General features: G+C 66.1%; 18 protein-coding genes. 13 read left to right on the forward strand and 5 right to left on the reverse strand.

Annotated features, from left to right (window positions below; translation table 11 throughout):
* The first annotated feature begins 14 nt into the window (after positions 1-14).
* The 6 genes from infB to M2299_RS09135 all read left to right on the forward strand — a co-directional run bounded on the left by infB (position 15) and on the right by M2299_RS09135 (position 8,536).
* Positions 15-2,657, forward strand: a complete 2,643-nt coding sequence (gene infB / locus M2299_RS09110; RefSeq protein WP_025876227.1) for a translation initiation factor IF-2 — start codon at positions 15-17, stop codon at positions 2,655-2,657.
* 82 nt (positions 2,658-2,739) lie between these two features.
* Entirely contained in the window at positions 2,740-3,123 is a 384-nt protein-coding gene (rbfA, locus tag M2299_RS09115) for a 30S ribosome-binding factor RbfA (RefSeq protein ID WP_025876229.1), read from the forward strand.
* Between the two features lie 109 nt (positions 3,124-3,232).
* Positions 3,233-4,141 carry a tRNA pseudouridine(55) synthase TruB gene (gene truB, locus M2299_RS09120; RefSeq protein WP_280884230.1) on the forward strand — a complete coding sequence of 303 codons (909 nt, stop codon included), beginning with the start codon at positions 3,233-3,235 and terminating at the stop codon, positions 4,139-4,141.
* Between the two features lie 178 nt (positions 4,142-4,319).
* Complete coding sequence (gene rpsO / locus M2299_RS09125) at positions 4,320-4,580, forward strand: 30S ribosomal protein S15 (protein WP_005410445.1); 261 nt, start codon at positions 4,320-4,322, stop codon at positions 4,578-4,580.
* A gap of 148 nt (positions 4,581-4,728) precedes the next feature.
* Positions 4,729-6,837, forward strand: coding sequence for a polyribonucleotide nucleotidyltransferase (pnp, locus tag M2299_RS09130; RefSeq protein ID WP_025876239.1), 2,109 nt, complete (start codon positions 4,729-4,731; stop codon positions 6,835-6,837).
* 133 nt (positions 6,838-6,970) lie between these two features.
* Positions 6,971-8,536, forward strand: a complete 1,566-nt coding sequence (locus tag M2299_RS09135) for a tetratricopeptide repeat protein (protein ID WP_280884231.1) — start codon at positions 6,971-6,973, stop codon at positions 8,534-8,536.
* On the opposite strand, the gene M2299_RS09140 is transcribed toward M2299_RS09135, so the two are convergent.
* Complete coding sequence (locus M2299_RS09140; protein ID WP_100436713.1) at positions 8,505-9,569, reverse strand: serine hydrolase; 1,065 nt, start codon at positions 9,567-9,569, stop codon at positions 8,505-8,507. The two genes, M2299_RS09135 and M2299_RS09140, sit on opposite strands and share 32 nt — an antisense overlap.
* A gap of 114 nt (positions 9,570-9,683) precedes the next feature.
* The gene (locus M2299_RS09145; RefSeq protein ID WP_280884232.1) at positions 9,684-10,667 is read right to left on the reverse strand and encodes a hypothetical protein; all 984 of its coding nucleotides are present in this window, start codon (positions 10,665-10,667) and stop codon (positions 9,684-9,686) included.
* A 205-nt stretch (positions 10,668-10,872) separates the two neighbouring features.
* Between M2299_RS09145 and M2299_RS09150 the strand changes: the two genes are divergently transcribed.
* A complete protein-coding gene (locus tag M2299_RS09150) occupies positions 10,873-12,063 on the forward strand; it encodes a glycoside hydrolase family 18 protein (protein WP_025876245.1) in 1,191 nt (396 codons plus the stop codon).
* 103 nt (positions 12,064-12,166) lie between these two features.
* Complete coding sequence (locus tag M2299_RS09155; RefSeq protein ID WP_100436712.1) at positions 12,167-12,559, forward strand: VOC family protein; 393 nt, start codon at positions 12,167-12,169, stop codon at positions 12,557-12,559.
* Positions 12,560-12,584: 25 nt separating this feature from the next.
* Here the strand turns inward: M2299_RS09155 and M2299_RS09160 are convergent, their stop codons facing one another.
* Genes M2299_RS09160 through M2299_RS09170 form a run of 3 tightly spaced genes read right to left on the reverse strand, consistent with a single transcriptional unit; the run spans position 12,585 to position 14,714 of the window.
* Positions 12,585-14,144 (reverse strand): PepSY-associated TM helix domain-containing protein, encoded by a 1,560-nt coding sequence (locus M2299_RS09160; protein WP_280884233.1) that lies wholly within the window; start codon positions 14,142-14,144, stop codon positions 12,585-12,587.
* A gap of 10 nt (positions 14,145-14,154) precedes the next feature.
* On the reverse strand, positions 14,155-14,418 hold the full coding sequence (locus M2299_RS09165) for a hypothetical protein (RefSeq protein WP_099784902.1): 264 nt from the start codon (positions 14,416-14,418) through the stop codon (positions 14,155-14,157).
* On the reverse strand, positions 14,418-14,714 hold the full coding sequence (locus M2299_RS09170) for a hypothetical protein (protein WP_280884234.1): 297 nt from the start codon (positions 14,712-14,714) through the stop codon (positions 14,418-14,420). The genes M2299_RS09165 and M2299_RS09170 overlap by 1 nt, the downstream gene beginning before the upstream one ends.
* 419 nt (positions 14,715-15,133) lie before the next feature.
* On the opposite strand from M2299_RS09170, the gene thrS reads away from it, so the two are divergent.
* The 5 genes from thrS (at position 15,134) to pheS (ending at position 19,658) form a co-directional block, all read left to right on the forward strand.
* Entirely contained in the window at positions 15,134-17,035 is a 1,902-nt protein-coding gene (thrS, locus tag M2299_RS09175) for a threonine--tRNA ligase (protein ID WP_025876257.1), read from the forward strand.
* A gap of 49 nt (positions 17,036-17,084) precedes the next feature.
* Positions 17,085-17,627, forward strand: a complete 543-nt coding sequence (infC, locus tag M2299_RS09180; protein ID WP_025876259.1) for a translation initiation factor IF-3 — start codon at positions 17,085-17,087, stop codon at positions 17,625-17,627.
* A 273-nt stretch (positions 17,628-17,900) separates the two neighbouring features.
* The gene (gene rpmI, locus M2299_RS09185) at positions 17,901-18,098 is read left to right on the forward strand and encodes a 50S ribosomal protein L35 (RefSeq protein ID WP_002811096.1); all 198 of its coding nucleotides are present in this window, start codon (positions 17,901-17,903) and stop codon (positions 18,096-18,098) included.
* Between the two features lie 10 nt (positions 18,099-18,108).
* Complete coding sequence (gene rplT / locus M2299_RS09190) at positions 18,109-18,468, forward strand: 50S ribosomal protein L20 (RefSeq protein WP_005410435.1); 360 nt, start codon at positions 18,109-18,111, stop codon at positions 18,466-18,468.
* A gap of 194 nt (positions 18,469-18,662) precedes the next feature.
* A complete protein-coding gene (gene pheS, locus M2299_RS09195) occupies positions 18,663-19,658 on the forward strand; it encodes a phenylalanine--tRNA ligase subunit alpha (protein ID WP_099843160.1) in 996 nt (331 codons plus the stop codon).
* The last annotated feature ends 1 nt before the right edge of the window (position 19,659 follow it).

Raw genomic sequence — 19,659 nt, forward strand, 5'->3', positions numbered from 1 at the left:
ATCATAGGATCCGAATGTCGCAGCAAACCACCATCCGCAAGCTTGCTGAACTGGTCAATACACCGGTCGAAAAACTGCTGGAACAGCTGGCTGGTGCCGGCATGAAGTTCAGCGGTCCCGACCAGGTCGTGACCAGCTCCGAGAAAGTGAAGCTCCTGGGCTTCCTTCGTCGCTCGCATGGCAAGCCCGAGCAGGCCCCGGAAGAGACTGATCAGTCTGCCAAGAAGATCACCCTCAACCGTCGCAAGCAGCAGGAAGTGACGGTCAATTCCGGTCGCAGCAAGACAACCGTGAACGTGGAAGTGCGCCAGAAGCGCACCTACGTCAAGGCCGATGGTGGTCGCGCGATGACCCCGGACGAAGAGCGTGCCGACATCCTGCGCAAGCTGGAAGAGTCGCGCGCACGCAACCTCGCCGAGCAGCAGGCACTGGCCGAGAAGGACCGCCTGCGTGACGAGGAAATCGTCCGCAAGCGCGAGGAAGAGGTCGCTGCCAAGGAGCGTGCCGAGGCCGAGAAGAAGGCGGCCGAGGAAGCTGCGGTCGCCGCCAAGGCTGCCGAGGCATTGGCTGCCAGCCAGCCGAAGGTGCGCGCACCGATCGACGAAACCGCGCCGCGCCCGCCGCGCGCTCCGGCTGCAGCCCCGGCTGCTCCGCGTAGTGCGCCGCCGCGCAGCGACGACCGCAACAATCGCAACGCGCCGCGCAACGAGCGTGGCCCGGGTGATCGCTTTGCCGGTCAGATGCACTTGTCCGCCGCCGATCGTGCGCGCCGTGGCAACAGCAACAACAGCAACAACCGTGGTCGCCCGGGCAGCCGTCCGACGTCCGGCCGCCGCGACATGTCGCGCGGCGGTGGCAACTCCGGCCCGCACGCCTTCGAACGTCCGACCGCACCGGTCGTGCGTGAAGTGGCGATCGGCGACACCATCACCGTGGCCGACCTGGCGCAGAAGCTCGCGCTGAAGGGCGGCGAGGTGGTGAAGGCGCTGTTCAAGATGGGCGTGATGGCCACCATCACCCAGTCCATCGACCACGACACTGCGGCACTGGTCACCGAAGAGCTGGGTCACAAGGCGATCCGCGCCAGCGACAACGACGCCGAAGACGCGCTGTTGGCATCGGCCGGCGAGAACCAGGGCGAGGCCGTGCAGCGTCCGCCGGTGGTCACCATCATGGGCCACGTCGATCACGGCAAGACCTCGCTGCTGGATTACATCCGTCGCACCAAGGTCGCCACCGGCGAAGCCGGCGGCATCACCCAGCACATCGGTGCGTACCACGTTGAAACGCCGAAGGGCGTCATCAGCTTCCTGGATACCCCGGGCCACGCCGCGTTCACCTCGATGCGCGCCCGCGGTGCCAAGCTGACCGATATCGTGGTGCTGGTCGTGGCTGCCGATGACGGCGTCATGCCGCAGACCAAGGAAGCGATCCAGCACGCCCGTTCGGCGGGTGTGCCGCTGATCGTGGCGATCAACAAGATCGACAAGTCCGGTGCCGACCCGATGCGGGTCAAGAACGAACTGCTCTCCGAGCAGGTCGTGGCCGAAGACTTCGGTGGCGACACCCAGATGGTGGAGATCTCGGCCAAGACCGGCCTGGGCATCGACGATCTGCTGGAAGCTGTTTCGGTCCAGGCTGAACTGCTGGAACTGAAGGCGGTCGACGACGGTCGTGCCAACGGCGTGGTCATCGAATCGTCGCTGGACAAGGGTCGTGGCCCGATCGCGACGGTGCTGGTGCAGCAGGGCCGCCTGAAGAAGGGCGATTACCTGGTGTGCGGCATCCAGTACGGCCGCGTGCGTGCGCTGTTCGACGAAACCGGCAAGCAGCCGGAGTTCGCTGGTCCGTCCATCCCGGTGCAGGTCCTGGGCCTGTCCGGCGTGCCGGAAGCCGGTGACGACTTCGTCGTCGTTGACGACGAGCGTCTGGCCAAGGACGTTGCCCAGCAGCGTGAGACCAAGCGCCGCGAATCGCGCCTGGTCGCCACCGCGGGCAGCCGCATGGAAGACATCATGGCGACCCTGGGCAAGGGCGAGGGCCAGCAGGTCCTCAACCTGGTCATCAAGGCCGACGTGCAGGGTTCGGTGCAGGCGTTGAGCCAGGCCCTGGTGGCGCTGTCCAACGACGACATCCGCATCAACGTGATCCACTCCGGCGTGGGCGGCATCACCGAGTCGGATGCCAATTCGGCCGCCGCTTCGAAGGCCACCGTCATCGGCTTCAACGTGCGTGCGGATGCTTCGGCCCGTCGCATCATCGAATCCAACGGCGTGGACCTGCGTTACTTCTCGATCATCTATGACGTGATCGATCAGGTGAAGCAGGTGGCCTCCGGTCTGCTGGGCGTGGAGATCCGCGAAGAGATCATCGGTATCGCCGAGGTCCGCGACGTCTTCCGCAGCTCCAAGCTGGGTGCCGTCGCCGGCAGCATGGTCATCGAGGGCGTGGTCAAGCGCAACAAGCCGATCCGTGTCCTGCGCGACAGCGTGGTGATCTTCGAAGGCGAGCTGGAATCGCTGCGCCGCTTCAAGGAAAACGTCGAGGAAGTCCGCAACGGTACCGAATGCGGTATCGCGGTGAAGGCCTACAACGACGTCAAGCCGGGTGACCAGATCGAGTGCTTCGAGCGTATCGAAGTGCCGCGCACCCTGTAATGCTGCAACGGACCGGCCCTCACGGGCCGGTCCTGTTTCAACCCGTAGACTGCAACAACGAAACCCAACAAGAGCCTGCCGCGTGCCCAAGACTTTCCATCGAACCGACCGTGTCTCCGCCCAGCTGCGCCGTGAACTCGGCACCCTGGTGCACAACGCCGTGCGTGAGCACGGGTTGCCCTCGGTGAGCGTGTCCGACGTGGAAATCACCCGCGACATGGCCCACGCCAAGGTGTTCGTCACCGCGCTGATGCCGGAACGTTCGGTTGAAGCCGTGAAGGGCCTGAAGGAACTGGCCTGGGGTCTGCGCATGGAACTGGCGCGCGCGATGAAGCTGCGGCATGTGCCGGAGCTGCATTTCCACTACGACGACTCGGTCGATCGTGGCGAGCGCATCGACAACCTGTTGCGCGACCTGCCCGATACCGTGGCCGCCGAAAAGCGTCGCGAAGGCGACGAAGAATAACCGCGCGACGCCGGGCATGCCCGGCGTTGTTGCATTCCGGCTGCGCGATGTCTGATGCAGACCGCGCTGCGCGCTCGCCGGGCATGGCCCGGCGCTACCCGTACCTGTCATGACCCGAATTCAGTTCCGCCGCCTGGATGGCATCCTGCTGCTCGACAAGCCGACCGGCATGAGCTCCAACGCCGCGCTGCAGGTCGCCCGTCGCCTGTTCCGTGCGGAGAAGGGTGGCCACACCGGCAGCCTTGACCCGTTGGCCACTGGCCTGTTGCCGCTGTGCTTCGGCGAGGCCACCAAGATCGCTGGCCTGCTGCTGGGCTCGGCCAAGGCCTACGACGCCGAGATCGTGCTGGGCCAGACCACCGATACCGACGACGCCGAGGGCCAGGTGCTGCTCGAGCGGCCGGTGCCCGTGATCAGCGCCGAGGCCCTGCAGGCGGCGATCGCGCCGCTGCTTGGCGACATCCTGCAGCGTGCGCCGATCTATTCCGCGCTCAAGCAGGGCGGGGAGCCGCTGTATGTGAAGGCCCGCCGTGGCGACGCCATCGAGGCGCCCGAGCGCCAAGTCAAGGTCCACGCCATCGAGATTCTGGAGCAGCACCCCGAGCGGCTGCGGCTGCGGGTCACCTGCGGCTCGGGCACCTATATCCGCAGTCTGGCCCGTGACCTGGGTGAAACGCTGGGCTGTGGCGCGCACATCAGCGCCCTGCGGCGCCTGTGGGTGGAACCGTTCCACGAACCGGCGATGGTCACCCTGGAGCAGCTGAGGGCTCTGGTGGAAGCGCAGGATGAGGCCGCCATGGACGCGCTGCTGCTGCCGCTGGCGGCGGGCCTGTCCGAATACCCCCGGGTTGACCTGGACGCCGAGCAGACCCAGCGCTTCTGCGTGGGCCAGCGCCAGCGCGACCTCTCCTGGCCGCGCGGCCTGGTGGCGGTGTTTGGCCCTGGATCGGTGGTGCAGGGCCTGGGCCAGGTCGACGAAAGCGGTCTGCTGGCCCCGCAGCGCCGCTTCAACCTCTGAACGGGGAGGCCCGGTTCAGCCCCGGACCTTGTTCCAGAGCCCCCTGGCCGTTACAATTCCGCGGCCGTTTTACGGCAGCCTGCCGAAGGCGGGTTTCATCCATTTGTTGGTTCACGGCGAGCCAGGCGGTGCGCGAAAGCGCGTTCCTGCCGGCCACGCATCACAGAGAAAAAAAGACATGTCGATCGACACCCAGAAGGTCATTGAAGACAACAAGCGCAGCTCGGCTGATACCGGCTCCCCGGAAGTCCAGGTTGCACTGCTGACCGCCCGCATCGAACTGCTGACCGGCCACTTCAAGACCCACAAGAAGGATCACCACAGCCGCCGTGGTCTGCTGCAGATGGTCAACCGCCGCCGCAGCCTGCTCGACTACCTGAAGAAGAAGGACGTCGAGCGTTACAAGGCCCTGATCGAGAAGCTTGGCCTGCGTCGCTAAGCAACGAATCCCCCGCGGCGCAGCGATGCGCCGCGGTTTTGTTTTGTAGCACCGCAATACCTTTTTCAGATCGGAATGACCGGTCATCCGTTGGCGGCAAGGGTCGCCCACGGTCCATTCGCAGACAGCATCCCCAAGGACACCCTCCGTGGCAAAAATCACCAAAACCTTCCAGTACGGCAAGCACACCGTCACGCTTGAGACCGGCGAAATCGCCCGCCAGGCCGGTGGCGCCGTCATCGTCAAGTTCGACGACACCGTGCTGCTGGTCTCCGCCGTTGCCGCCAAGAGCGCGCGTGAGGGCCAGGACTTCTTCCCCCTGACCTGTGACTACCAGGAGAAGTTCTACGCCGGTGGCCGTATCCCGGGTGGCTTCTTCAAGCGCGAAGGCCGCGCGACCGAGAAGGAAACCCTGATCTCGCGTCTGATCGATCGTCCGATCCGTCCGCTGTTCCCGGAAGACTACAAGAACGAAGTCCAGATCATCGCCACCGTGATGTCGCTGAACCCGGACATCGACGGTGACATCCCGGCCCTGATCGGTGCCTCGGCTGCGCTGTCGCTGGCCGGCACCCCGTTCAAGGGTCCGATCGCCGCCGCCAAGGTGGGTTACAAGAACGGTGAGTACATCCTCAACCCGACCGTGACCGAACTGAAGGATTCGGAGCTGGAGCTGGTCGTTGCCGGTACCGCCAACGCCGTGCTGATGGTGGAATCCGAAGCCGCGCTGCTGTCCGAAGACGTGATGCTGGGCGCCGTGACCTTCGGTCACCGCGAAATGCAGAAGGTCATCAACGCGATCAACGAACTGACCGTGGAAGCCGGCACCAAGCCGTCGACCTGGGTGGCCCCGGCCAAGAACGACGTGCTGATCAGCGCCCTGCAGGAAGCCATCGGCCCGCGTCTGGGCGAGGCCTTCCAGGTGCGCGACAAGCTGCAGCGCCGCGACGCCATCTCGGCGATCAAGAAGGACGTGGTCGAGTCGCTGGCCGGCCGCGTTGCCGCTGAAGGCTGGAACCCGGCCGAGCTGTCGAAGGAATTCGGCGAGCTGGAATACAGCACCATGCGCAACTCGGTGCTGGACACCAAGGTCCGCATCGACGGCCGTGCGCTGGACACCGTCCGCCCGATCGCAGTGAAGACCGGCATCCTGCCGCGTACCCACGGCTCCTCGCTGTTCACCCGCGGTGAAACGCAGGCCATCGTGACCATCACCCTGGGCACCGCCCGTGATGGCCAGGTCATCGATGCCGTCTCCGGTGAGTACAAAGAGAACTTCCTGTTCCATTACAACTTCCCCCCCTACTCGGTGGGTGAAACCGGCCGCATGATGGGCCCGAAGCGTCGCGAGATCGGCCACGGCCGTCTGGCCAAGCGCGGCGTGCTGGCAGTGATGCCGTCGCTGGAATCCTTCCCGTACACCATCCGCGTCGTCTCGGAAATCACCGAGTCGAACGGTTCCTCGTCGATGGCGTCGGTCTGCGGTTCGTCGCTGGCCCTGATGGACGCCGGCGTGCCGGTGAAGGCTCCGGTGGCCGGCATTGCCATGGGCCTGGTCAAGGAAGGCGATCGCTTCGTCGTCCTGTCCGACATCCTGGGTGACGAAGATCACCTGGGCGACATGGACTTCAAGGTTGCCGGTACCGCTGAGGGCATCTCCGCCCTGCAGATGGACATCAAGATCGAAGGCATCACCGAAGAGATCATGAAGCAGGCTCTGCAGCAGGCCAAGGCTGGTCGTCTGCACATCCTGGGCGAAATGGCCCACGGCCTGACCGCCCCGCGTGAGGAGCTGTCGGACTACGCGCCGCGCCTGCTGACCATCAAGATCCACCCGGACAAGATCCGCGAAGTGATCGGCAAGGGTGGTTCGACCATCCAGGCCATCACCAAGGAAACCGGCACCCAGATCGACATCCAGGATGACGGCACCATCGTCATCGCTTCGGTCAATGCCATCGCTGCCCAGGCCGCCAAGGCCCGCATCGAGCAGATCACCTCGGACGTCGAGCCGGGCCGCATCTACGAAGGCAAGGTCGCCAAGATCATGGACTTCGGTGCATTCGTCACCATCCTGCCGGGCAAGGACGGCCTGGTCCACGTGTCGCAGATCTCCAGCGACCGCGTCGAGAAGGTCGGCGACGTGCTGAAGGAAGGCGATGTGGTCAAGGTCAAGGTGCTGGAAGTCGACAAGCAGGGCCGTATCCGCCTGTCGATGAAGGCCGTCGAGGAAGGCGAAGGCGCCACCGCCGAGTAATCGACCGTAGGTCGATGACGGTAGGTGTCAACCTTGGTTGACACGCCAGAATGAAAAAGCGGGCTTCGGCCCGCTTTTTCTTTGCCTGTCGTCCGGCGCTGCCGGCGTCGTGCCGCGGCGCTATGCTTCACCCATGGACACCCTGCGCCTGCTTGACCTGCAGATCGACCGCCCCGCGCAGCGGGTCAGCCGCGCCGGCGACGTGCTGCCGATCCAGGGGCTGAGCTGGCGCCTGTTCGACGTGCTGCTGGCACACGGCAACGACGTTGTCGACTTCGACACGCTGGCTGCACAGGTGTGGGCACCTGCAGTGGTTGGGGAGGATGCGATCAGCCAGCGGGTCAAGCTGTTGCGGCAGGCGCTGGGTGATGACAGCCGACGCCCGCGCTACGTCCGTTCGGTACGCGGGCGCGGCTATCAGTTGTGTGCAGTACCGACCATCGCACCGCCGGCAGCGGCGGTGCCCGTTACCGCGCACCGGAAGAAATGGCCATGGCTTGCAGGTGCCGGTGTCGTCGTTCTTGCCGCTGCCGCCTCGTTCTGGCCGCGCACGCCGGCGGCCGGTGGCCCGCTGCCGTTGCTGCAGCGCGCCGACTATTACGCCAGCATCGGCCAGGCCAGCAACAACGAGCGCGCCATCGCCCTGTACCGGCAGGCATTGCAGGTGGACCCTGATTCCAGTCCGGCGCGCCGCGGCCTGTCACGAGCGTTGTCCGCGCAGGGCTGTCTGTTCAATGGATCGCCCGAGCAGGTCCAGGAAGGGCTGGCGCTGGCCAACATCGAACGTGAACTCGCGCCGCAGGAGGGTGCTGTGTACGCGCTTCGAGGTTATGCCTACGACTGCCTCGGGCAGATGCCGCAGGCCATTTCCGAATACGAGCGGGCGATCGCGCTGGATCCGGGCGACGAGCGCACCCGTGCCTCGCTCGCCTACCTGCACCAGGAGCGCGGCCACCTTGCCCTGGCCCTGCGTGCCAATCTTGCATTGACGGCGCCCGAGCGCCTGCGCTTCCGTGATGTGCAGGTGGCGCGCGAACTGGAGCTGCTCGGTTTCACTCACGCGGCCGCGCAGCGCCACGCGCGAAATTTCCAGCTGTATCCGGACAACGTCTTCGCCAACATCGCCTGGCCGCGCAGTCTGTTCGCGGCAGGTGACCCGGGCCGGGCGAGGCAGGCGTTGACCGAGGCGCTGGCACGCGGCACGCCACATCCGCAGTTGCTGCGGCTGCAGGGCGAACTGGCGCTGCTGGCGGGCGATCACGCCGCTGCTGCCGATGCCTTCGAGCGCGGGCGGCAGCTGCGTCCACAGCAATCGCTCGGTCAATCGCTGGCGGCCTTGTACGCGCAGCCCGCGGCATCGCCGGAGTGGGTGGCTTCGCGTCTTGCAATGTTACAGGCGCAGCGCGGCGACGGTTGGTCCGATGCCGCGCTTGAGCGGGCCCTGCTGCTGCAGGCGCAAGGCGACCTGGAGGCTGCCGTCACCGCGCTGCAACAGGCGGTCGATGATGGCTTCCGCGATGCGGCGTGGTTGCGTTCCACGCCGCTGTTTGCGTCCCTGCACGAGGCGCGCGGCTGGGCGCCGCTGCTGGCGCGCATCGATGCCGATATCGGCCGCCAGCGTGCGCAGGTGCTGGCGGCCGACTGGCGTCCCGCCGGGCTGGCCGACCTCAGCGCAGCGCCGGCAGCAGGAATTCGGTGAGGATGCGGCGCGACTGCGGGTGAGCGATGCTGCGGTTGTAGGCCTGGCTGGTCACCACCGCGACAGCGCGCTGTTGCGGCAGCAGGAACACGTAGTTGCCGCCGTTGCCGGACATCGCCCATACGGTCTGTGGCTGGCCACCGACAGTCAGTTTCAGGCCCCACCATTGATAGCCGTAATCGCTGCCGTCGCCGGCCGTTGCCTGCGGTGACAGCATCGCGGCGACGTAGTCGCGTGGAACCAGCTGGCGCCCCTGCCAACGACCGCCATCAAGCACGAGCTGGCCAAGGCGGGCCAGGTCCCGGCTGCGGTAGCGTGTGCCGCCTCCGCCCATGCCGATGCCCTCGGGGGAACGGTTCCACTGGCTGTGGGTGATGCCCAGTGGTCGTTCCAGTGCATGGGCTGCGTAATCGGCCAGCGGTTGTCCGGTCACACGTTCCAGTACCGCGCCGAGCACGAAGGAGTTGGCGGTGCAGTAGGCAAACGCGCGCCCGTGAGGACTGTCCTCCGGGCGCGCCATCCAGGGCGCGAAGCCCTTCACCGGCAGCGCCAGGGCAAAATCGAGCCAGCGCTCGCCGACGTACATGCGCTCCTCGTGGCCGGCCGAGAACGGGTTCTCGTCGTCGCACTCCCACAGCGTGCTCATCGCCAGCAGGTCCTCCACCGTGGTGCCACGCAGGCGGGGATCCACGTCGTGCTGGGCGACGAAGGCCGGGAAGTAGTCGTACACCTTCGCGCGAACGCCCGGCAGCCGGCCGTCGCCGATCGCTGCGCCGACCAGCAGGGCGGTCACGCTTTTACTGGCCGAGCGCACGTCGTGCAGGGTCTGCGCATCGGCACCGTTGAAATAGCCCTCGTACACGACCTGTCCATCAACCTGCAGCAGCACGCTGCGGATCTGTTTCAGCTCATCGCTGGCGATGGCCTGCTCCAGCGCGCGCATGCGGCCAGGATCAGGGTGGGCAGGGCCTGCGATGCAGGGGAGGGCGTACAGGCACAGCAGCAGGGTGGACACAGGCAGGGGCGAACGCATGATCGGACTCCATCGAAAGGAGTGCCGATTCGGCCAGAGGGCTGGCTGAAGTGCTGGAAGGACGCCTGAAGAATTCTGAAGGCATTGTGCCGCAAGGCCTGCAGCGCCCTGCCGTCATTCGTCCGCTTGTTCGTGACCCAGCCACCACACCTGGCCCGGCTGCGGACCCTGCTGCGGGTGCTCACGGTGTTCGATCGCATCGAGCGTGCGCCCGGTGCCTGCCGCGGCCCAGGCCGACATCAGTTTTTCGACCGCAGCGCGGCCCTGTGCGGCAATACCGAGATTGCGCTCGCGCACCCAGCCGCCGTCATCCTCGTGGCTGTCGTCATCGTGCTGGTGTGGTGCCCCATAGCTGCAGCGCAGGCACAGGTGACGTACCGAATGGGTCCAGTCTTCGACCAGGCCGATGCCGGGCAACGTCATTGCGCGCAGCGCGGCGATGTCGTCCGGCGAACCGCATTGCACGAACACGGCGTAGGTCGCCATGTCCGACTGCTGCAGGCGCTGCATGGCATTGAACACCGGTACTTCGCGCTCGCCGTAGGTCCGGCGCCCGGTGGAGGCGCCGTCGTGCAGCACGATGTCGCCGAAGCGGAACCCGCTCTCCGGAAGCGGCACGTTTTCCAGCCGCGCGCGCACCGGATCGAGCCGGCGCATGTACACGGTCTCGCCGCTGGACCACGGATTCAGGCGAACACAGGCAACGCCGAAATTGCCGTTGATCGGGCCTTCGCCCTCGGGGAGGGTGATGCCGCAGCGGGTCCATTGCCGGCGCGCCTCGGCCCAGTCGCCGGCGCCGGTGGCGGCAATTCCCGCATTCCACGCGGTCGCCTCATCGACTTCATCGCGCAGCTGCTCGGAGCGGAGATTGTCCTGCAGCGACAACGCCCACTCGCGCAGGTACTTGTGTGCCAGCCCGCGCATGTAGTGCAGGTGGGGGATGTCGGGTGTCCATTCGACGAGCTGGCCGAACAGGATTGCCGCGTCGGCCAGGTCGCCCGCATCAAAGGCCGCATAGGCGCGGGCCTCCAGCGCCTGCAGCTTTTCGAGGGTTTCGTCGTCCAGCAGTTCGCCGTCTGCGTCGTGGTCTGCGGTCATGTCCGTGTGCCAGTGAAGATCCAGCGCCACCTTAGCTCAAGCAGGTCGTGTGTTGTCCTGCAGCGAACTGCTTTCGACGTTGTGCAGCCACGACCGTGTCAGCTTCCAGCGGCACGCCACTGTCCAGCGGACGACATGCACGGACATCCGCACCACGGGCCGATCTGTTTGCTAACGTGGCGGCGCCTTCGACCCGGGAGTTTCCATGTTCCGCCAGACCTTGGCCGTACTTGCAGTGCTGATCGCCGGCGCCCTGCCCATTGCCGCGCAGGCGCAACCGGCGCAACCGCCGATCTTCGGTGCGTACTATCCCGGCGGCTCCGCCGAGCGCTATCCGGTATCGAGCATCCCGGCCGAACGACTCACCCATCTGTTCTATGCGTTTTCCACCATCGAGGACGGACGCTGTGCGATCGGTGCCGAGGCGCCAGCCAACTTCGCCGCATTGGCCGAGCTCAAGCGCAGGCATCCGCATCTGCGCACGTTGATTTCGATCGGGGGCTGGGGCGCGGGCGGATTCTCCGATGCGGCGCTGACCGAGACCAGCCGCAGGCGCCTGGTCGATTCGTGCATGGCGTTGTTCTTCGAGCGCCATGCCGGCAGCTTCGATGGCGTGGACATCGACTGGGAGTTCCCCGTCAGCGGTGGCCCGAAGGAACTGGCGCACCGGCCGCAGGACCGTGCCAACCTGACCAAGCTTGCGCAGGCCTTCCGGCTGGCGCTGGATGCCCGCGGCAGGAAGGCGGGGCAGCCGATGCTGCTGACCGCCGCGCTGGCCGCTGGCCGCCTGCAGACCGATGGGCCGTACGACCCCGCCGCCAGCTACGATCTGCCCGCGTTGGCCAAGGTGTTCGATTTCATCAACCTGATGAGCTACGACATGGGCACCGGCTTCTCGGCGGTGTCGACCTTCAATGCACCGCTGCATGAAGTGCCAGCCGACCCGCTGGCGCCGGAGCTGCGGCGCTGGAACAACGTGGCCGGTGCCGTGCAGTACTACCGCGAGCATGGCGTGCCGGCGGCCAAGCTGGTGCTGGGCGTGCCGTTCTACGGACGCGGCTTCAAGGTCACCGGCGAGTCGGCGGATGGCCTGTACCAGGCCTACAGCGCGCCGGCCGACGCCGGTGACTGGCGGGTGATCAAGGCGCGCTATCTCGACCAGCCGGGTTGGACGAAGCATTGGCAGCCGCAGGCGCAGAGCCCGTGGCTGTACAACCCGGCGCAGAAGATCTTCATCAGCTACGAGGATCCGCGCTCCATCGGCCTGCGTGCGCAGTTCGCGCGCGAGCAGGGCCTGGCCGGTGTCTTCATGTGGGAGCTGACCGGTGACGACGAGCAGGCCAGCCTGCTCAACGCCATGCTTGCTCCGTGGCAGAAGGCCCGCGTCGGCGACTGACCGGTTCGACATCTCCGGACCGGGGCTGGTACGGCGGTGACGGGCAAACGCTGTTGCCTGAAACCGCACATCGGCGCCATGCACGCAGCGCTAAGCTGCGTGCATGATCATCATCGACCGCCTGGACCATCTGGTGCTTACCGTTGCCGACATCGAGCGCAGCTGCGACTTCTACCAGCGCGTGCTGGGCATGCAGGTCGTGCGCTTCGGCGCCGACCGCGTCGCCCTGCAGTTCGGCCAGCAGAAGATCAACCTGCACCCGGCCAGCGCGCCGTTGCAGCCCCACGCGCTGCTGCCGACCCGTGGCAGTGCCGATCTGTGCCTGATCACCCCGCTGGGCGTACAGGCGGTGCTGGCCCACCTGCAGGCCCAGCAGGTAACGATTGAAGAAGGGCCGGTGCCGCGTACCGGAGCGCTTGGGCCGATCGAGTCGGTGTACTTCCGTGATCCGGATGGGAACCTGATCGAAGTGGCCCGCTACGTGGAAGCCATGTAAACCCGCTCGCTGCGAGCTGGCCCGGTCAGTTCGCCCACACGCTGTTGGGGTCACCGTTGCGGGCCCGCCGCTGGCTCGCATACGCCAGACGGGCAAAGCCAAAGGCCATCGCCAGTGCCATCGCATCGATCCAGAACAACGGCCAGTGGCCGCGTGCGGCGGCCAACCACAGCCAGTCACCGTTGAGGGCGCCGTGCGCCACCGGCACCAGCGCGGTGCTGATCGCCGCAGCCCACAGCAGTTCGCGCGCCGCCTGTGCCGGGCGGCGCAGGGCTGCCCACAGCGCACACGCCGCCCAGGTCACGAAGCAGGCCCAGCGGATGCCGTGGTCAACCTGGGCAGGCGCTACCCGCTCCAGCACCAGCGCGGTCACGAAGGCCACCGAGATCGCCACACATAGGCCGATGCAGACGCCCACCGTGGCCCGCGCCATGTTGACGGCCGCGCGCGACTGCTGCGGCTGACGGCGCTTACGGCGCGACTCGATCCACAGCAGGTTGCCCGAATAGAACAGGAAGGCGCCGCCGAGGCCGAGCAGGAAGTACAGCCAGACCACCACGCCGTTGCCGAACTCGCCGAAATGCAGGGCGTAGGCGGCACTGAGCGTGGCGTGATTGGCATCGCGCTGGCCAGGCAGCTGGCTGGCCAGCACGCGGCCGCTTTCTACATCCAGCGCGACAGCGCCGAGCGGGCCAAGCGTACCGCTGGCCTCGCCGGTGATTTCGATGGTCGCGTTGGCATCACCGCCATTGGCCAGTTTCAGGTAGGCCGGTTCGAAGTTGGCCACGCCCTGCGCGCGGGCCACTTCCAGCGCCCGCGCGTGCAGTTCGCGCAGGCTGCCCGGTGCGGCAGGGATGCCACTGGCTTCGCGCAGCGGCGCCGTATCCATCGCCGTCGGTACCGCCTGCAGCGCCTTGCCGTCGTAGATCAGGGGATCGAGTACCGCCATCTGCATGAACACCAGGCAGAGCAGGGCGCCGGTCACCGCGAACATCAGGTGGAACGGCAGGCTGAGCACGCCGATCACGTTGTGCGCGTCCTGCCACTGCTGTTTGAGATTGCGGCCCGGGCGCAGCGCGAACAGATCGCCCAGCAGCTTGGGCAGGTGGATCACCAGCCCGCTGAGCAGGGCCATGCCGTACAGCAGGCTGACGATGCCCATCACGTAGATCCCGGCTACCGGCAGGCCCAGGCTGTAATGCAGTTCGTTGACCAGTTCGGCCAGCCCGGTCTGCGGTGGCGTCGGACTGCCGCTGATCTGTCCCGGCCATGCATAGCGCCAGCTGCCGTCTTCGGCCTGCCAGTAGGCCAGCGGCTGCGGATGATCGGCGCCCGGGAAGGTCATGCCGACGTGGCGACGCGCTTCCGCATGCGTGGCCAGCACGTCGTCGAGCAGGTACTGGGCGTCATCCAGGCCGGCCGGCAATGCGGTTGCCGCGCCAGGCGTCTGCCACAGCGGGAGGTCGTGGTGGAACAGGGTCAGTGCGCCGGCATAGAACGCCACGAACAGCCCGAAGCCGGCGACCAGGCCGACCCAGGTGTGCAGGGTGGTGAACGTGCGCAGGGTCTGTGAACTGAATTTCATGCGGTCGATCTCATTGCACTGCGCCGGCCAGGCGCAGCAGGCCGAGTACGGCGAAGCCAAGCACCGCGCAACCGGCCAGGGTCAGCCAGGCGCGCAACGGGCTGCGGAAACTGAAGGCCCACAGCGCGGCCAGCATCCACAACGGGACGAACGCGATCAGGCTCGGCACCAAGGCCTTCTGCCAGGGGCCCGGCGGCAGCCATGCGACCAGGCCGGTCGCCGCAGCGGCAAGGAAGAAGCCGGCGAAGATGCCGGCCAGTGCGCGCGACCACATCAGCGCGGCTCCACTTCGGGGCGGTGCCACGCGGCCAGTGCCGGCAGCAGCATGGCGGCCAGCATCCAGGTGCACAGCATCGCCACCAGGCCGGCGGCAAAGCCCAGTTCGGCCATCCACAGCCACAGCGCAGCGACTGCAGCGACCAGGCCGATCTGCCGGCCCAGGCGCCCGGCACGGCGCAGGCGTGGCCAGCGGCAGTGCGGGGAGGCGGCATAGAAGGCCAGCGCGGAGAACATCGCCGACAGCATGCCGAGGCTGCAGAAGCCCAGGGTCGACAGGCCAACGGTGATCATCGGGGGCTCCGGGCCCGGCATACGGCCGGTGAACGCGGGGCACGGGCGGGACCGGCAGGCGCCGGTCGGGGCGGGTGGCGCATTGCAGGATCCTGGGGGGAAGCGGGCAGGCCGGCACGGGGCGGGCTGCGCGGACATGGTAATCATTGCGTTTTCACGCCGCCAGCCAGCGCCATTCAGGCACCGCTTGGGCTTTGTCCGCCGCTGGTTTAAGATCACGGGCAACCACATCCTGGAACCAAGGTGGCCCGCGCACTGCGCCGGCCGAGCGTGCGACATGAGCACTACCACCGCCCACTGTTGACCTGCCCCGAAGGCCCTGCATTCCAGGCGCCCTCGCGGCGCTTTTTTATTGCCCGGACGACAGCCCGGGAGCGCTTTCCAGCCCGCTACGGCGGGCCCCGCATGAAGCCATTGCAATGATCACGATTACCCTTCCCGACGGCAGCCGCCGCGAATTCGAAAACCCCGTCAGCGTCATGGACGTCGCCCAGTCGATCGGCGCCGGCCTGGCCAAGGCCACCATCGCCGGTTCGGTGGATGGCGTGCTGGTCGATGCCAGTGACGTCATCGACCACGATGCGTCCCTGCGCATCATCACCGCCAAGGACGAGGAGGGCGTGGAAATCATCCGCCACTCCAGTGCCCACCTGGTCGGCCACGCGGTCAAGCAGCTCTATCCGGACGTGAAGATGGTGATCGGCCCGGTGATCGCCGAGGGCTTCTACTACGACATCTACTCCGAGCGCCCGTTCACCCCCGAAGACATGGCGGCGATCGAAAAGCGCATGGGCGAGCTGATCGCGCAGGACTACGACGTCATCAAGAAAGTGACGCCGCGCGCGGAAGTCATCGAGATCTTCAAGGCCCGTGGCGAGGACTACAAGCTGCGCCTGATCGAGGACATGTCGCCTGACATCCAGGCGATGGGCATGTACTACCACCAGGAATACGTGGACATGTGCCGCGGCCCGCACGTGCCGAACACGCGCTTCCTGAAGGCCTTCAAGCTGACCCGCATTTCCGGCGCCTATTGGCGCGGCGACGCGCAGAACGAGCAGCTGCAGCGCGTCTACGGCACCGCCTGGGCCGACAAGAAGCAGCTCGATGCGTACATCAAGCGCATCGAAGAAGCGGAGATGCGCGACCACCGTCGCATCGGCAAGCAGCAGGACCTGTTCCACCTGCAGGAAGAGGCCCCGGGCCTGGTGTTCTGGCACCCGAAGGGCTGGGCGCTGTGGCAGGTGGTCGAGCAGTACATGCGCAAGGTGTACCGCAGCACCGGCTACGGCGAAGTGCGCTGCCCGCAGATCCTGGACGTGTCGCTGTGGCAGAAATCGGGCCACTGGGACAACTACCAGGACGCGATGTTCTTCACCGAATCGGAGAAGCGTACCTACGCGCTCAAGCCGATGAACTGCCCGGGTCACGTGCAGGTGTTCAACCAGGGGCTGCACAGCTACCGCGATCTGCCGATCCGCTACGGTGAGTTTGGCGCCTGCCACCGCAACGAGCCCTCCGGCGCGCTGCACGGCATCCTGCGCGTGCGTGGCTTCACCCAGGACGACGGCCACGTGTTCTGCACCGAAGACCAGGTCGAGGCGGAAGTGACCGCGTTCCACCAGCAGGCGCTGGCGGTGTACCAGCATTTCGGCTTCGAGGAGATCCAGGTCAAGATCGCACTGCGCCCCGAATCGCGCCTGGGCGATGACGCCACGTGGGACAAGGCAGAGGGCGCGCTGCGCTCGGCGCTGTCCAGCTGCGGGGTGGAATGGCAGGAGCTGCCGGGCGAGGGCGCCTTCTATGGCCCGAAGATCGAGTACCACCTGAAGGACGCCATCGGCCGCACCTGGCAGCTGGGCACCATGCAGGTCGATTTCATGATGCCTGGCCGTCTGGGCGCTGAATACGTGGACGAAAACAGCCAGAAGAAGCATCCGGTGATGCTGCACCGGGCCATCGTCGGTTCGATGGAGCGTTTCCTGGGCATCCTGATCGAGCACCATGCCGGCCAGTTCCCGGCCTGGCTGGCGCCGACCCAGGTGGTGGTGGCCAATATCACCGATGCGCAGGCTGAATACGTCTCTGCGGTGACCAAAAGCCTTGCGGATCAAGGCTTCCGCGTCAGCGCCGATTTGCGTAACGAGAAGATCGGCTATAAGATTCGCGAGCACACGCTGCAGCGCGTGCCGTACCTGCTGGTCATTGGTGACCGCGAGAAGGAAAACGGCGCTGTGGCGGTGCGTACGCGTTCTGGCGAAGATCTCGGCAGCATGAGCCTCCAGGCTTTCACCGAGCGGCTCCAGGCCGAGGGCGCGTAAACAAAGGTCCGGCCCGTGCGCATTGGCGCCCGGGCCGGGTTCGACACCCTTGGGAGATCGCAATATCAGTACCCCTGACAACAAACAGAACCGCAAGAATCAGGAAATCCGTGTGCCGCGCGTCCGCGTGATCGGCAGTGACGGAGAAATGATCGGCGTGTTGACGCGAGACGAAGCGTTGTCCATGGCCGAAGATGAAGGCCTGGACCTGGTCGAGATCCAGCCGCAGGCCGACCCGCCGGTGTGCAAGATCATGGACTTCGGCAAGTTCAAGTTCGAAGCCCAGAAGAAGGCCAGCGAGGCCAAGAAGAAGACCAAGCAGGTCGAGATCAAGGAAGTGAAGTTCCGTCCGGTCACGGACGAGGGCGACTACCAGATCAAGCTGCGCAAGATGCGCGGTTTCCTTGAAGAAGGCGACAAGATCAAGGTCAACATCCGTTTCCGTGGCCGTGAAATGAGCCACCAGGAACTGGGCCGCGAGATGGCTGGCCGGATCGAAGCCGATCTGGGCGAAGACATCGTCATCGAATCCCGTCCGCGCCTGGAAGGGCGTCAGATGGTGATGATGATCGCGCCGAAGAAGAAGACCTGACGCCTGACGGGCTGCCTCGCGGGGCGCCTGGCGGCTGAATGGATGAAGGTGAAGGGACGCCGCTGGCGTCCTTTTGCTTTTCCGGGGCGGGCAGGGCCGGTCTCGGTGTGAAAACGGTGTGGGGGCTGGTTACAGGGCGGATTTGCCTGTATCATGCCCGGCTCGACCCACCCAGGACGGGTCGTACGCCGATCATGGCAGGACGGAAAGAGCGGCCCAGGCCGCCGCCAGATCAGTCAGAAACCAGGGTCATATCCCATCAAGGACATTGCAATGCCCAAGATCAAGACCAACCGGGCAGCGGCCAAGCGTTTCCGCAAGACCGCCTCGGGCAAGTACAAGTGCGGCCACGCCAACCGTAGCCACATCCTCACGAAGAAAGCGACCAAGCGTAAGCGTAACCTGCGTCAGACGAATCACGTCCGCGCAGAAGACGCAGGCCGTCTGGACCGCATGCTTCCCTACCTCTGAGGACTGATACATGGCACGAGTAAAGCGTGGCGTACAGGCGCGTCGCCGCCACAAGAAAATCCTTGATCTGGCGAAGGGCTACTACAATGCCCGTCGCAAGGTCTTCCGCGTCGCCAAGCAGGCGGTCATCAAGGCACAGCAGTACGCCTACATCGGCCGTAAGCAGAAGAAGCGCAACTTCCGTTCGCTGTGGATCACCCGCATCAACGCGGCTGCCCGCATCAACGGCCTGAGCTACAGCCGTTTCATGAACGGCCTGCTGAAGGCTGGCATCACCCTGGACCGCAAGGTTCTGGCTGACATCGCCGTGCACGACGCAGCTGGCTTTGCTGCACTGGCCGAAAAGGCCAAGGGCGCACTGGCGGCATAAGTCCTTCCCGATGCCGTTGCCGTTCACGGAGAACGGTGTCAGGTAGAGGCAATGCATGGGGAAGGGCGCAAGTCCTTCCCCATTCTTTTTTGTGCCGGGCGCAGCCGTGCAGATGGCGGGCGACCGGCAAGCGGTTGCGACGGCGCGGCCCTTCGCGCATCGCGATGGCAGACCGACTGGAGTTCCGGCTACCCATGAGCGACATCCAATCCCTCACTTCCCAGGCGCTGGCCGACGTGGCCGCCGCGCAGAGCCCGGACGCGCTGGAGCAGCTGCGCGTGGCCCTGCTTGGCAAGAGCGGCAGCATCACCTCGCAGCTCAAGCAGCTCGGTGCGCTGCCGGCCGACGAGCGCAAGGCGGCCGGTGAGGCCATCAACCGGGCCCGCGACGCGCTGAGCAGCGCGCTGGGCGAGCGCAAGGCGGTGCTGGAAGATGCTGCGCTTGATGCGCGGCTGGCGGCCGAGGCGATCGACATCACCTTGCCGGGCCGCAGTGGCGAACGCGCCGGCCTGCACCCGATCACCCGCACCCTCGAGCGAATCACCGGCATCTTCGGCCGGCTGGGCTACGAGTTGTCCGAAGGGCCGGAGATCGAGGACGACTGGCACAACTTCGAGGCGCTGAACTTCCCGCCGCACCATCCGGCGCGCGCCATGCATGACACCTTCTACTTCGGTGACGGCCGGCTGCTGCGCACGCATACCTCCGGTGTGCAGGTGCGCTACATGGGCGAACACCAGCCGCCGCTGCGCATGATCGCCGCCGGCAAGGTCTACCGCAGCGACAGCGACCAGACCCATTCGCCGATGTTCCACCAGGTCGAAGGCCTGCTGGTCGACGAGCATTCGACCTTCGCCGACCTGAAGGGCACGTTGTCCGAGTTCGTGCGCGCGTTCTTCGAGCGTGATTTCGAGATGCGCTTCCGCCCCAGCTACTTCCCGTTCGTTGAACCCGGCGCGGAAGTGGACATCGCCTGGCAGCAGCCCGATGGCAGCACCCGCTGGCTGGAAGTGCTCGGCTGCGGCATGGTGCATCCGAACGTGCTGCGCAACGTCGGCATCGATCCGGAACGCTACACCGGCTTTGCCTTCGGCATGGGCGTGGAGCGTTTCGCGATGCTGCGCTACGGCGTCAACGACCTGCGCGCGTTCTTCGAAAATGACGTGCGCTTCCTCAAGCAGTTCGCGTAAC

It is taken from the genome of Stenotrophomonas sp. 1278, from assembly GCF_029892765.1.
Lineage (GTDB): Bacteria > Pseudomonadota > Gammaproteobacteria > Xanthomonadales > Xanthomonadaceae > Stenotrophomonas > Stenotrophomonas indicatrix.